Origin of the sequence: Amycolatopsis sp. WAC 01376 (genome assembly GCF_003947415.1) — a bacterium.
In the GTDB taxonomy this organism is placed as follows: domain Bacteria; phylum Actinomycetota; class Actinomycetes; order Mycobacteriales; family Pseudonocardiaceae; genus Amycolatopsis.
This window is the reverse complement of record NZ_QHKL01000013.1, coordinates 41,758-55,098: the sequence shown is the minus strand read 5'-3', so window position 1 is coordinate 55,098 and position 13,341 is coordinate 41,758. Positions and strand designations below refer to the sequence as shown.

Genomic DNA, 13,341 nt, shown 5'->3' with positions numbered 1-13,341 from the left:
AGGATTCGGGACGTTGAGTGTCCCAATTCCTCCATCGTCGAAGGGGGTTCGCCGAGCGGGGAAGATTCCGGACGTTGAACGTCCGGAATCTTCCCCGCTCACCCGCATCAGTATCCAGTGGGCAGGCAAATACAGGTCCGCCAAAGTGGCTTTCGCGACGCGCACCTCGACCACGGGTTCGGCGAGAGCCACCGTCGTCTAGGCGAAGGTGGCCGGGGTGTACGCGCCTTCGGTCCGCGCGGCCTGCAGTACTTCCGGGTAGATGACCGACTTCGGGCGGTCTCCCGCCACGATGACGATCATCAGGCTCTCTTCCGTCCCGGGAGCGGCCGCCAGGTTCGTGAACCGGCGCTGGAGCCCGGCGGGCAGGGAGATCACGTCGAACGGACCGAGGTCGACGTACAGGTCGTCCTCGTCGTTGCAGCGGAACCGCCAGGTGCCGCTCAAGGGGATGAACGTCTCGTTCGTGTCGTGGTTGTGCAGGATCGTGCCGTTTCCCGGCGTTGCCTTGATGTAGGCGAGGTTGAAGCCCTCGGCGATGTCGATCGGCGCGTTCCCCGAACTCTTCGCGCCGATCGGGGAGATCACCTGGTCGTCGTCGGCGCCGTTGCGCTCCGGCGGCCGGAAACCGATCACGTTGAACATCACGCGTGCACAACCCGCGAGCACCGTGTCCGGGGCGCCGCCGTCCGTTCCGGCCAGGTCGGTGAACCTGGCGACCCGGGCGCGGAGGTCATTCTCGCTGAACCGGATACTGGCCATGAGGTCGCTGGACATTCCCGTCTCCGATCTTCGAACGTCGGTCGATCACTGGGGTTTTCCCGTTGCTTCCGGATTCGATGGTGGTGAGCACGAGGCTGTGTGCGGGAACCACGACGCCGTCCCCGATGGTCACGGGGCCGAGCACCGTCGCTTTGGCGCCGACGACCACCCGGTCGCCGATACGCGGATGCCGGGCCTCGCCCTCGGCCCTGGCGTTGTCACGCCAGAAGCCGATGGCGCCCAGCGTCACCTGTTGATAGAGGGTCACGTCGTCGCCGATGACGGCGGTTTCGCCGATCACGACACCGTTCCCGTGGTCGATGAAGAAGCGCCTGCCGATCCGGGCACCGGGATGGATTTCCACCCCGGTCAGGACTTTCGCCGCGTTCGACAGCAGCCGGGCGAGGATCCGGTGGCCGCCGCGATGCAGCCGGTGCGCGATCCGGTGACTCCAGACCGCGGGCAGCGCGGGATGACAGAGCGCCTCCAGGCGGGAGGTCACCGACGGGTCTTTGTCCATTGTGGTCGCGAGATCCTCACGCAACCGGATGAGGGACCGCCGCATGTCATCCGGCCGTCTGCTCGGCCTTGACCCAATCCTCCTCGGGACCGGCGTCGGCGAACAGGGTCACGACGACCTGTTCTGGCCCGAACCGTTCGGCGACCTTCTTCGCGCTCAGCCACGCGGCCGCGGCGGAGGCGCCGATCGAGGTGCCGGTGAGTTTCCGGTAGTCCACCATTCCCCGCAGGGATTCGGCGTAGGTGACGTGCAGTTGTTCCGCCTCGGGGAGCTGGGTGTCGACGAACGGCTGACGCAGCCCGTTGCCGAACCCGCCCGCCCCGGCGAAGCGGGGCTCGGAATGCGGTGCCCGCTCGGTGCCGTACGGCATTTCCGAGGGCGTGACCCCGGCGACCACGATGTCCGGCCACCGCGTGCGCAGCGCACGGTGGACGCCGGCCAGGGTGCCGCCGGTCCCGATCGCACTGACCCAGGCGGCGGGCCGGTGCTCCCCGAGCTGGTCCAGGATCTCTTTGCCGGTACCGAATTCGTGGGCCGCGACGTTGGCCATGTTCCGGTGTTGCACGAGCGGGGTGAGTGAGGGGTCGTCGGCGGCGATCTTCTCGCACACCTTGATCATCCCGAGCAGACCGCCCGCCGCGTCGGCGAGTTCGATCTCCGCGCCCGTCTTCTCCATCGCGGTCAGCAGGCTCGGCGGGATGACGGACGGGACCACGAGCCGGGTCGGGATCCCCGCCAGTTCACCGAGTCCGGCGAGCGCGCGGGCCATGTTCCCGGCCGAGGCGTCCAGCAGTTTCAGCGGCTCCGGCCCGGTGTGCGCGGCGATCGCCCGGCAGACCAGCGCGAACGCGGTGCGGTCCTTCACCGAACCGAACGGATTGGCGAATTCGTACTTCGCCAGCACTTTCGCCCCGCCCGGCAGGCCGGGGACCTCGACCAGCGGGGTGTCGCCGAGCCGTCCGGCGAACTCCCGCAACCCGGGATGCCGGGTCAGCGCGACCGCCTGATCCGGTGCCGCGGCGAGTGGTTCTTCCACAGTGAGAGCGATCTCTGGCTGAGCGGTGTCGGTCATGCGAGTCCTTCCCCAGGCGCCACTCGAGCAGCGCGACGATCAGCGCGGCGTGGTGTTCGGGTGCGGATCCCCCTCGGCGGATCCGGATTCTCCGGTGGCGGAAAAACGCTCGTACCGGTGGTCCGCGCGGATAGGGCCGCGCGCGGAACCTGGTTCAGGCTAGCAAGTAAACACCTGCTCTGTCGAACATCAGACGTTCAGTCATCCGCTTGCCCGATGGGCGGCACTAACGGGTGGTCCGCTTCGCCCGAGTTGACCTCAACCCGGGTTGAGGGTCCAAGGTTAGGCTAACCACACCTGATGGATCGGAGGCGGACATCGGCACCACGTCCCTGCGCCCGCGCACCCTCACCGCCACGGCGGCGGCCCTGCGGGACGGCACGCTCACGAGCATCGGCCTGACCGAGGCGGCGATGGCCGCCGCGGATCGCGGTGACGCGGTCTACGGCGCCTATTTGACCCGCCTCGACGAGACCGCGTTCGCGGCGGCGAGACGGGCGGACGCCGAACTCGCCGCCGGACTGGACCGCGGGCCACTGCACGGGATCCCGATCGGCGTCAAGGACATCATCGCCACCGCCGAAGCCGCGACGACGGCGCAGAGCCTCGTGCACGACCGCGGCTGGCTGGCGGGAACGGACGCGACGGTCGCCACCCGGCTCAAGGCGGCGGGCGCGGTGCTCACCGGCAAGACGACCACGATGGAGTTCGCCTGCGGGATGCCGGAACAGGAGCACCCCTTCCCGATCCCCCGCAATCCGTGGCGGACCGGACGCTGGGCGGGAGGTTCGAGTTCCGGCGCCGGAATCGGCGTCGCGACCGGGATGTTCCTCGCCGGGATCGGCTCGGACACCGCGGGCAGCATCCGGGTGCCCGCGGCGTTCTGCGGGGTCACCGGCCTGATGCCCGGATACGGCCGGGTGCCGAGAACCGGCTGTGTGCCGCTGGGCTACAGCCTCGACCGGATCGGCCCGCTGGCCCGTTCCGTACGGGATTGCGCGGCGGTGCTCGAAATGCTCGCCGGGCCGGATCCGGCCGATCCCGATTCCGCGACCGGGCCGGTGCGGCGCCCCGAATTCCGCGGCGATCTCACCGGGCTGCGGATCGGCGTCGTCCGCGACCACCACTTCCCGCCCGGCCGCGATCCCGCGTTGGACGGCGTCTTCGCCGACGCGCTCGCGGTGCTGGCCGGACTCGGCGCGCGGCTGAGCCGGATCACGCTGCCGTATCCGGCGGAACTGGTGACGGCCGTTCAGGTGACCGTCGCCAGTGAAGCGCTGGCCCACCACCGCGCGGAGCTGTGCCATCGGTGGCTCGACTTCAGCCGCGGGACACGCGGACTCCTGGCCACCGGCGCGCTCGTCACCGGCGCCGACTACGTCCAGGCCCAGCGCGTGCGGCGGGTCGCGCAGCGGGCGGTCGACGGACTCTTCACCGAAGTGGACCTCGTCGCCTGCCCGACGGCGTCCGTCGGCGCGCCCCGGTTCGAGTCGCTGCTCTCCCCCGCCGGGCTACCGGAGAACGAAGAACTCTTCGGCGTCATCCACACGCCGTACTGGAACGGGCTCGCCAATCCCGTTTTGGCGCTGCCCATGGGGTTCACCGCCGACGGGCTGCCGCTTTCGCTGCAGTTGGCCGGGCCGGTGCGCGGCGAAACGGAACTGCTGGAGGCAGGCGACGCGTTCCAGTCGGCCACCGGCTGGCATCTGCGGACCCCGCCGGAGCCGTCATGAGCGAACCGGAGATCCGCGTACTGCTCGCGGCCGCGACCCTGCCCGCCACCGAACCCGAGATCGCCGGGCTGGCCGCGCGCTATTCCTGGCAGCGAGCGGCGATCGACGCGCTGTACGACCTCCCCGCGGCTCGTCACGCGCTGCCCGTCCTCGGCTTCCGGACGGGTGATGAAGAAGCAGTAGGAACAGGAAAGGTTTCATGAGCACGTCTTCTCCCGCCCGCCGCCGCGACCACCTGGTGCTCGCGCTGGCCTGTCTCGGGTCGTTCGTGGTGGTGCTGGACGCCACGATCGTCTCGGTCGCCCTGCCAAGGATCCGCGCCGATCTCGGCTTCTCCGCCGCGACGCTGCCGTGGGTGGTCAACGCGTACACGCTCGCGTTCGCGGGCTGCCTGCTGCTCGGCGGCCGATGCGCGGACGTCTTCGGACGGCGCCGGGTGCTGCTGGCCGGGATGGGCCTGTTCGCGGGGGCGAGCCTTCTCGCCGGGCTGGCCGCGGATCCGGCGCTCCTGCTGGCCGCGCGCGCCGGGCAGGGCGTCGGCGGCGCGCTGCTGATGCCCGCGACGTTGTCCCTGCTGACCGACACCTTCCCGGCGGGGCCGAGGCGTGCCCGCGCGCTGAGCACGTGGAGCGCGATCGGTGCCGTCGGCGCCGCGTCCGGTCCGCTGACCGGCGGCCTCCTGACCGAGTTCGCGGGCTGGCGTTGGGTGTTCTTCGTCAACGTGCCCTTGGGCTTAGTCGCGGTCGCCGGCACTTTGGCCCTGCTGCCCGGCGGTTCCCGGTCCGGATCGGCGTACCGGCTGGACGTCGTCGGCGCCGTCCTGGCGACGGCCGGGCTGACCGGCGTCGTGTACGCGGTGATGGAGTCGGAGACCGTGGGCTGGAGCGCACCGGAGGTCTCCGGTCCGCTGATCGCGGGAATCGTGCTGTGCGGGCTGTTCCTGCTGCACCAGGGGCGCTGGGCGGCGGCCCCGCTGGTGCCGTTGAGCTTGTTCCGGCATCGGGCGGTCCGCGGCGCGAATCTGGTGATGTTCCTGCTGGGCCTGGGTTTCTTCGGTGCTCCGGTGCTGATCTCGTTCGTCCTGCAGTACGTGCACGGCGCCGGTCCGCTCGCCGCCGGGCTCGGTTTCCTGCCGGCCGGCCTGGCGATGTTCGCTGGCGCCAAGGCCGCCGGTCCGCTCACCATCCGGCTCGGTGCCCGTCGCGCGGCGGCGCTGGGCTGCGTCCTCGGGGCGGCCGGTCTCGCCGGGGTGGCGGCCTCACTCGGCACCGGCGGTTCGTCCGTGGCGATGATCGTGCTGCCGAGTGTGGTGTTCGGTTTCGGGACCGCGTCGGCGTTCACCCCGTTGACGGTGGCGGCGACCAGCGGCGTGCCCGCCACCTCGGGCGGGGTGGCCGCCGCCGTGCTCAACACCGTGCGGCAGACCAGTGGCGCGATCGGTTTGGCCGTGCTGACCACGATCGCCGCGGCCGCCGCGAGCGGGTCTTCGATGCAGGAAGGACTCGCGCACGGGTACGCCTTCGCGTTCGCCGTTTCGGCGGGCTGTGTGGCGGCCGCGGCGGTGGCCGGCATGCTCGTCCTGCCGCCGCGAACCGCGGAACGGCTCGCGGCCGCCACCGGCCGGGTCCGGGGACTCGACGGCGACCCGGTGCCCGGCGCGGTGGCGCTGCTGGTGAATCCGGACGGTGGCCGCGTCGTCCGCACCGTCACCGACGAGACCGGCTGGTATCACGCGGCGCCGACGGCTCCGGGCCCGCATCTGGTCATCTGTACCGCGCCCAGCCATCAGCCGTCGATCGGCCGGATCATGGCCGACGACACGCCGGTGCGGCACGACGTCGTCGTCGGACAGGTGGGGTCGTGAACCGCGCGTCATCGTGCCGCCGCGGCGAGCCGCGGCACGATCCGCTCGGCGGTGTACGCGAGGGCGAGCGCGGACGGGAACGCCAGCGCCTGCGCTTCGGCCTTATCGATCGCGAAATAGGAACCCCGGCGTACGGCGGGGAGCCGCGCGAAAAGCGGCTCGGCTTCGAATGTCTGCCGCTGCTGGGCCGATTCGTAACTGACCAGCATGATGTCCGCGTCGAGCAGGTCGAGCCGCTCCGGGCCGACCGCCGCGACGCCCTTCGTCGTCGTGGAGCGCAACTGGGTGACCGTCTCCGACAGGCGCAAACCGAACTGCGCCAACGAAACCGCCAGCACGTCCTCGGGTGTGTTCTTGGTGTACACCTGTCCCCCGCCGCTCACGGAGCTACAGCTGAACGTCCTCCCCTCGAGTCCCGCGGTGTCCCTCGCCGCCGCGATCTTGCCCAGCGTGCCGCTGATCAGCTGTTCCGCCGCGGAGTCCTTGCCGAGCGCCCGGCCGATCCGCCGGGTGGTCTCCTGCCACGGATCGAGGTTCGGACCGGCGACGTAGCCGAGCACGGGCGCGATCTCGGCGAGCCGCCGGTAACCGGTTTCGAGGTAGTAGTCGCCGGCGGCGAGGAACAGGTCCGGCCGCAGGGCGGCGAAGTGTTCCAGTGGGCGGTCCGGCCCCGTTCGCACCAGTTCGGGACGGGCAGGCCCGAGCAGCGGCGCGATCCACGGCTGGATCCGGTCCGGCGTCGACGTTCCCTCCTGCATGGCCACCGGGATGACGCCGAGAGCCACGGCGGCGTCGGCGTCCTGCCCGAAACCGAGAGCGATCACCCTGGAGGGCAAGCGATCCAGCACCGTGGGACCGAGTTTTCCGTCCAGCGTCACCGAAAACCCGCCCGTTGGGGCGGTGTCCCCCGCCCTTCCGGGCGTACATCCGGCGAGCACGAAACCGGCCGCACCCGCCAGGAAGAGACGGCGGCCAGGCCTGCCGGATAGGTCCATCAGCTGCATCTGCGCACTCCACGAAGTCGGACACCGAACGGAAGTTTCCCGGATCACACCGACGCGGCACCGAGGCGACGGGTAGGCGCGACCTACTTAGGTAAGGCTGCCAAAACATCGGTTGTTGCGCTAGTCATACGTCTGCTGTTAGGTTGAATCCTGCCCGCAATCGGGCGTGCTTCCCTTGCGAAAGGCTCACTGTTCGAGCCGATGCAGCGACGGTCGGGTTCCGGGCTTCGGCGGCTGCATGTTTTCGACGTTCGTCATCCACGCACTTGGGGGTGCAAGTGAACGAGGCCGCCGAAAGTACCAAGCCCCGATATCAGATTCCGTCCGCACGACGGGGATCCGTTGTCGACGAAGAAGATTTCGCAGTACTCAGAACGGTTCTGCAGAACGACCTCGCGTTGACGGCGGGGCCCTGGCGAGACCGGTTCGAAGCCCAGTTCGCCGCCTACACCGGCTCTCGTTACGCGTTGTCGGTGACCAGCGGCACGGTCGCGCTGGAGATCGCCATCCGGCTGCTCGACCTGCGGCCAGGCGACGAGGTGATCGCGACCACCCAGACGTTCCAGGCGTCGATCCAGCCACTGCTGGATTCACCGGCGATCGTCCGGTTCTGTGACATCGATCCCGAAACGCTCAACCTCGATCCCCGCAGGCTCGAGGCGCTGATCACCCCGCGGACCAGGGCGATCATCCTGGTGCACTACGGCGGTAATCCGGCCGACATGGCGAAGATCTGCGCGATCGCGGCCCGGCACGACGTACTGGTGCTCGAAGACTGCGCGCACGCGCTCGGATCGGCCTATCGCGGACGGCGGCCCGGCTCCCTCGGCGACATCGGCACGTTCAGTTTCCATTCCTCCAAGAACATCACCACCCTCGGTGAGGGCGGAATGATCACCTTCGACCGCGACGACTGGGCCGTCCGGGTGGACCGGATCCGGTCGAACGAGGTCGACATGGTCGCCGGCCCGGTCAGCGGGATCCTCGGTTCCCCGCCGGAAACCCTGCCATGGATGAAATTCTCCGAAGCGGTGTACCGGGAATCGGTCGCCGGGATCCACGGCGCGGGAACGAACGCGACGCTTTCCGAAGTCGCCTGCGCCGTCGGCACCGTACAGCTGCGGAAGCTGCCGTCACTGGTGCGAAGGCGGCGCGAGATCGCGGCCAAACTCGACGCGGTGCTCGGCGGATACCCGCAGATCCGGCTGCCGCTCGTCGATCCGGGCGACGAACATTCGTACCACCTCTACACATTCTTCGTCACCGAAGGCGATGACGTCCGCCACGCGCTCGTACGCGCGCTCGATCGCCGCGGCGTCGAGATCCAATTGCGGTACTTCCCCTTGCACCTCACGCCGGAATGGCAGTCCCGCGGGCATGGCCCCGGAGAATGCCCGACAGCGGAACGGCTCTGGTTCTCCGAGCACATGAACCTCCCGTGTCACCCCAATCTGACCGACACCCAGGTCGCGCTCCTGTGCTCCGCGCTCCGAAGCAGCCTCAACGAGGTCTTCGGCAGGCGAGCCGTACTCAGCCACAGCTGACCTGATCCCGCCCGAAAAGATCGGAGCGAGTTCCGTCATGCCCTACATCCATGTCCAGATCCTGGAAAACCGCCTCACCGAAGAGACCGAGCCGAAACTGATCGCCGCGATCACCGACGCGGTGGTCGGGACCTACGGCGAAGACATCCGTGAACACGTGTGGGTGGTACTGGACCCGGTGCCCGCACACCGCTGGGGCCTCGGCGGAAAACCCGCCGCACCAAGGCCTTCCTGACCGGCGCCCTTCCGAACAGCTGGAGTACTGGTGAAATTCGGCTTGAACTTCTTCCCCGTCTTCTCCCCCGACCGCAAAACGGCGGGTGACTACTACCGCGAAGTCATCGATCTGTCCGAACGGGCCGATCGAGCGGGACTCGAACACGTCCAGACCGTCGAGCACCACGGATCCCCTTACGGTGGCTACAGTCCCGACCCGATCACGCTGCTCGCCGCGATCGCGGCGCGGACCGAACGGATCCGGATCACGACCGGCGCGGTGATCCCCGCGTTCCTCCACCCGCTCAAGCTGGCGGGCAAACTCGCCATGCTGGACAACCTTTCCGGCGGACGGCTGGACGCCGGATTCGGCCGCGGCTTCCTGCCGGACGAGTTCGACTGGTTCGGCGTCCCGATGGACGAAAGCCGTCGCCGCTTCGACGAAGGCGTCGATGCCTGCCGCCGTCTTCTGTCCGAAGTGGACGTCAAGATCGAGGGCGAGTTCCACAGCTTCGGCCCGGTGACGCTGTTGCCCCGGCCGGTGCAGCAGCCGTATCCGCCGTTCTTCGTCGCCTCCGCCTCGAATCCGGAGTCGTGCGCCGCGGCGGGCGCCGCCGGCCACCACCTCCAGGTGGTCCCGTCGATCGTCAGCCAGGAGACGCTGACCGAGATGATCGAGGGCTACCGCACCGCGTGGGCGGCTTCGGGACGGCGCCCCGAGGACGGCCGGATCCAGATCAAGTACACCTGTTATCTCGCCGAGGACCGGGCGACCGCGCTGGCCTGGGGCGAGAAGTTCGAGAACAACTACATCGAGCAGATGAGCGGCGCGATCGCCTCGTGGGCGTCGACCACGTCGGGCGCGTACCAGGGCTACGAGAAGCTCATCGAGAAGGTCCGCGCGTACGACTTCGAGAAGTCCTTGGCAGAGAACAAGGTTCTCGCCGGAACGCCGGACGACGTCGCCGGGCAGATCGGCTGGATCGCGGCGAACTTCGGCAGCGACCTTTCGGTCAGCGTGCAGCTGAACCCTGGCTATCTCGAGCACGAGCACGCCGTCCGCGCGCTCGACCTGTTCACCTCCGGCGTGGTCCCCCGCTTCGATGCCTGAGCCGGACGCCGACGTCGTCGTGGTCGGGCTGGGCGCTTGGGGCTCGATGGCCCTGTGGCAGCTCGCGAGCCGGGGTGTCCGGGCGATCGGCGTCGAACGCCACGGCCGCGGCCACTCGCTCGGCGCGTCGCACGGCGGCAGCCGGATGTTCCGGATCACCTGTCTGGAACACCCCGGGCTGGTGCCGTTGGCACGCAGATCCGGCGAACTGTGGGACCTGCTCGGGCGCCAGGCCGGGAAACCGTTGCTGCACCGGTACGGCGGGCTCCTGATCGGCGCGCCGGATTCGGCGGTGGCGGGCGGAACGCTGGCCGCCGCGAACGAACACGGCATCGAGGTCGAACCGCTCGGCCGCGCGCAACTCGCCGAACGGTTCCCCCAGCACACCGCGCTGGCCGCGGACGACATCGGCGTCTGGGAGCCGTCCGCCGGGCTGCTGCGGCCGGAGGAGTCGATCCGGGCCGCGCTCGACGCGGCGGAAACCGCTGGGGCACAGGTCTTGACCGGGACCGAGGTCACCGGGATCTACTCCATCGACGACGGCGTCCTCGTGCACAGTCCGGGACGGACCTGGCTGGCGCGGCGCGTGGTGGTGGCGACCGGGTCGTGGCTGCCGTCCATGACCCCCTTGCCGGAGCTCCGAGTGGTGCGGATGCCGGTCACCTGGTTCGAACCCGACGGCGACGCCGACCGTTTCCGGCTGGCGGAGTTCCCCGTGTTCATGCGGGAACTCGACGGCGGCACGGTGCTGTGGGGCTGCGGCGCGGATCCGCCGTACGACGTCAAACTCGGCCTGGAGCAGTTCGGCGCCACCGCGGTCCCGTTCGATCCGCTGGACACCGACCGTTCGGTGACCCCGGCCGACTGGACGGGGTTGCGCGAAGTGCTCGCCGGTCATCTGCCCGGTCTGCGTCCGGAACCCTCACGGGTGGCGGTGTGCATGCTGACGCTCACCCCGGACGGGCAGTTCGTGCTCGGCTCGCTGCCCGAAGCGCCGAACGTGATCGTCGCGGGCGGCGACAACGCGCACGGGTTCAAACACGCCACCGGGATCGGCGAACTGCTCGCGGATCTGGCCACCGGCCACGAACCGCGGATCGACTTCTCGTTCATGGACGTCAAGCGATTCTGCTGACGCGAGCACCTTCTGGAGGGAAAGCCGTGGACCTCGACATCTGCGGACTCGGCGCCGTTTCGAGCATCGGCCGCGACCCCGAAACGATCCACGACGCACTGTGCGTCGGGAGAAGCGGCCTGGGGCCGCTGCGGGTCTACGACACGACGAAGTTCCGGGCGCGGACGGCCTACGAGATCGACGACCGGGCCGCTCCCGGCAAGGACGAACCGGGCCGATCGACGAAATGGCTGGTCGACGCGATCTCGCAGGCGCTCGAAGGCGCCGGGCTGACCGAGTTGCCGGAGAACTGCCCGGTGCTGGTCGGCACGACACACCGAGAGCAACGCTCGATGGAGCTGTGGTGGCGCGGCGAAGCGGACGCGGATTTCGCCGACCTGCATTTCGGCACGGCGATCCGCGAACGGTTCGGCACGGTGGAAACGCATACCTTCGCGAACGCCTGCGCGGCGTCGCTGACCGTGCTCGGCCTGGCGGCCGACCTGATCGCGGACGGCGAATGCGACACCGTCGTCGTGGCCGGAACCGACGGTCTGACCGAAGCCACCTTCGGCATCTTCGACCGGGTCCAGAGCGGCGTACCGGGCGAAGTACGGCCCTTCGCGAAGGAACGGCACGGGATGATGATGGGCGAAGGCGCCTCGGCGGTGGTGCTCCGCAGGCCGGGCCACGGTGGGCCGGTCGCGGCCCGGCTCCGGTCGGTCGCGCTCAACTGCGACGCCGACCATCCGACGGTGCCCGAACCAGGCAGTGTCGCGAGGGTGGTGCGGCAGGCGCACGACCGCGCCGGGATCGGTCCGGACCAGATCGACCTGATCGTGTTGCACGGCACCGGAACCGTCCGCAACGACCTGGTCGAGACCGGGATGCTGCACGACGTGTTCGCCGGCGCGAAACCGGCGCTCACCGCGATCAAGGCGTCGACCGGGCATACGCTCGGCGGCTCCGGGCTGCTGAGCCTGATCGTCGCCGCGATCTCACTGCGAAAACGGCTGGCGCCACCGATCCTCGGCCTGGCCGAGCCGATGGACGAGGCCGAGGGCCTGGACCTCGTCCGCGACGAACCGCGGGACGGCGAGTTCCGGATCGCCCAGGTCGACGCCTTCGGGCTCAGCGGGATCAACGCCGTGGCGATCCTGGAGGCGGCGTCGTGACCGCCGTCGTCGTGACCGGGGCGGGGATCGCCGTCGACGGTCTGCGCGGACCGGCCGACCTGCTGGAGCCGTACCGGCGCCACGAGGACGGCTTCGATCCGGAGACCGGGTTGCGCGGCAGGCAGTTCCGGCACCGCGACCGGGCCTCGCGGCTGGCTTCCCGCGCGGCCACCACCGCCCTCCGTGACTCGGGCCTGCTCGGTGAGGATGGCTCGTATCGCGGGGAATCGCTCCGGACGGCGACCGTGGTCAGCACGAACACCGGGAACCTCGACAGCATCTGCTCGTTCCTGGACACGATCGCCGAAGAGTCCGCGAGCCTGCTGCCGCCGACCGGGCTGCCGAACACCTCCAGCAACGTGTCCGCGGGCTGGGTCGCCATCGACCACGGACTGCGCGCGCCGAACCTGACGCTGTCGAACGGGCCGACCAGCGGCCTCGACGCCTTGCAGTGGGCGCGGCGGCTGATCCGGCACGGCCGGGCGGACGCCGTCGTCGTCACCGGTGTCGAACCCGACAACCGTTATGTACGAAAGCTTCTCGACGACAACGGCGAGACGCACTGGCCCGACGCGGCCGCCGCGGTCGTGCTCGAATCCGCCGGGACGGCCCGGCGCCGCCGCGCCCGCGTCCGTCTCGTGCTCGGCGAGTACCGGCGAGCCGGAACCGCGCGGGCAGCGGCCTCGGCGGTCACCGGCGAAGCCGTCGCGACCCTGGCCGAACCGGGGATCCGGCCAGGCGAGGTGCTCGACCTTTCGGCTTGGGCCGGACGTCAGTCGGGGGCGCTCGGCGTCCTGCAGTGCGCCGCCGCGAGCGCGCGCATCGACGGCGGCGAAGGCAGCGCGCTCGCCGTGTCCTGCGGCTTGCCGGGCGCGGCGGCGGCCGCGATGGCGTTCGCCGGACCGGGCGCCGAACAGCCGTGAACAACCGAAATCGGGGAACAGAGACGAAAGAAGGGGCCTTCATGACCGGGAACAAGCTGATCGAGCCGGAACTGGAAGACCTGCGGACACTGGTGGCCCGCGTGCTGGAGGTCGAGTCCGCGGAGGTCACCGACGAGGCGAACCTCGTCGAAGACCTCGGTGTCGATTCGCTGCTGCTGCTCGAAGTCGCGGCGCGGATCCTGCAGCGCTACGGCATCCGGGTGGGCGACGCGGCGATCAGTGAGGTGGAGACGCTCGACGAGATCCACCAGCTGGTCCTCGCCGGGCAGAAGGGCTGAGCGG

The 13,341-nt window shown here is 69.8% G+C and carries 14 protein-coding genes; 10 read left to right on the top strand and 4 right to left on the bottom strand.

Going from position 1 to position 13,341, the window contains the following annotated elements:
- Window positions 1-198: 198 nt before the first annotated feature.
- Genes DMH03_RS40195 through DMH03_RS40185 form a run of 3 tightly spaced genes read right to left on the bottom strand, consistent with a single transcriptional unit; the run spans window position 199 to window position 2,354 of the window.
- The gene (locus DMH03_RS40195) at window positions 199-777 is read right to left on the bottom strand and encodes a cupin domain-containing protein (RefSeq protein WP_125797243.1); all 579 of its coding nucleotides are present in this window, start codon (window positions 775-777) and stop codon (window positions 199-201) included.
- A complete protein-coding gene (gene epsC, locus DMH03_RS40190) occupies window positions 734-1,327 on the bottom strand; it encodes a serine O-acetyltransferase EpsC (protein ID WP_125797242.1) in 594 nt (197 codons plus the stop codon). Before epsC ends, DMH03_RS40195 begins: the two co-directional genes overlap by 44 nt.
- 1 nt (window position 1,328) lies before the next feature.
- Complete coding sequence (locus DMH03_RS40185; RefSeq protein ID WP_125797241.1) at window positions 1,329-2,354, bottom strand: pyridoxal-phosphate dependent enzyme; 1,026 nt, start codon at window positions 2,352-2,354, stop codon at window positions 1,329-1,331.
- A gap of 317 nt (window positions 2,355-2,671) precedes the next feature.
- Here DMH03_RS40185 and DMH03_RS40180 point away from each other — a divergent pair, with 317 nt between their 5' ends.
- The 3 genes from DMH03_RS40180 to DMH03_RS40170 are packed head-to-tail and all read left to right on the top strand — an operon-like array spanning window position 2,672 to window position 5,951.
- Window positions 2,672-4,087 (top strand): amidase, encoded by a 1,416-nt coding sequence (locus tag DMH03_RS40180; protein WP_370311039.1) that lies wholly within the window; start codon window positions 2,672-2,674, stop codon window positions 4,085-4,087.
- Complete coding sequence (locus DMH03_RS40175) at window positions 4,084-4,290, top strand: hypothetical protein (protein ID WP_125797239.1); 207 nt, start codon at window positions 4,084-4,086, stop codon at window positions 4,288-4,290. Before DMH03_RS40180 ends, DMH03_RS40175 begins: the two co-directional genes overlap by 4 nt.
- Entirely contained in the window at window positions 4,287-5,951 is a 1,665-nt protein-coding gene (locus tag DMH03_RS40170; protein ID WP_125797238.1) for an MFS transporter, read from the top strand. Before DMH03_RS40175 ends, DMH03_RS40170 begins: the two co-directional genes overlap by 4 nt.
- Before the next feature lie 8 nt (window positions 5,952-5,959).
- On the opposite strand, the gene DMH03_RS40165 is transcribed toward DMH03_RS40170, so the two are convergent.
- Window positions 5,960-6,955, bottom strand: coding sequence for an ABC transporter substrate-binding protein (locus tag DMH03_RS40165; protein ID WP_125797237.1), 996 nt, complete (start codon window positions 6,953-6,955; stop codon window positions 5,960-5,962).
- Window positions 6,956-7,227: 272 nt separating this feature from the next.
- On the opposite strand from DMH03_RS40165, the gene DMH03_RS40160 reads away from it, so the two are divergent.
- The 7 genes from DMH03_RS40160 to DMH03_RS40130 are packed head-to-tail and all read left to right on the top strand — an operon-like array spanning window position 7,228 to window position 13,337.
- On the top strand, window positions 7,228-8,499 hold the full coding sequence (locus DMH03_RS40160) for a DegT/DnrJ/EryC1/StrS family aminotransferase (protein ID WP_370311037.1): 1,272 nt from the start codon (window positions 7,228-7,230) through the stop codon (window positions 8,497-8,499).
- 37 nt (window positions 8,500-8,536) lie between these two features.
- Window positions 8,537-8,734, top strand: a complete 198-nt coding sequence (locus tag DMH03_RS40155; protein WP_125797235.1) for a 4-oxalocrotonate tautomerase family protein — start codon at window positions 8,537-8,539, stop codon at window positions 8,732-8,734.
- A 30-nt stretch (window positions 8,735-8,764) separates the two neighbouring features.
- Window positions 8,765-9,826 carry an LLM class flavin-dependent oxidoreductase gene (locus DMH03_RS40150; RefSeq protein WP_125797234.1) on the top strand — a complete coding sequence of 354 codons (1,062 nt, stop codon included), beginning with the start codon at window positions 8,765-8,767 and terminating at the stop codon, window positions 9,824-9,826.
- Window positions 9,819-10,961 (top strand): N-methyl-L-tryptophan oxidase, encoded by a 1,143-nt coding sequence (gene solA / locus DMH03_RS40145; protein WP_125797233.1) that lies wholly within the window; start codon window positions 9,819-9,821, stop codon window positions 10,959-10,961. Before DMH03_RS40150 ends, solA begins: the two co-directional genes overlap by 8 nt.
- A gap of 26 nt (window positions 10,962-10,987) precedes the next feature.
- The gene (locus DMH03_RS40140) at window positions 10,988-12,115 is read left to right on the top strand and encodes a beta-ketoacyl synthase N-terminal-like domain-containing protein (RefSeq protein WP_125797232.1); all 1,128 of its coding nucleotides are present in this window, start codon (window positions 10,988-10,990) and stop codon (window positions 12,113-12,115) included.
- Complete coding sequence (locus DMH03_RS40135) at window positions 12,112-13,038, top strand: beta-ketoacyl synthase N-terminal-like domain-containing protein (protein ID WP_125797231.1); 927 nt, start codon at window positions 12,112-12,114, stop codon at window positions 13,036-13,038. Before DMH03_RS40140 ends, DMH03_RS40135 begins: the two co-directional genes overlap by 4 nt.
- Window positions 13,039-13,079: 41 nt before the next feature.
- Window positions 13,080-13,337, top strand: coding sequence for an acyl carrier protein (locus DMH03_RS40130; RefSeq protein ID WP_125786296.1), 258 nt, complete (start codon window positions 13,080-13,082; stop codon window positions 13,335-13,337).
- Window positions 13,338-13,341: the final 4 nt, after the last annotated feature.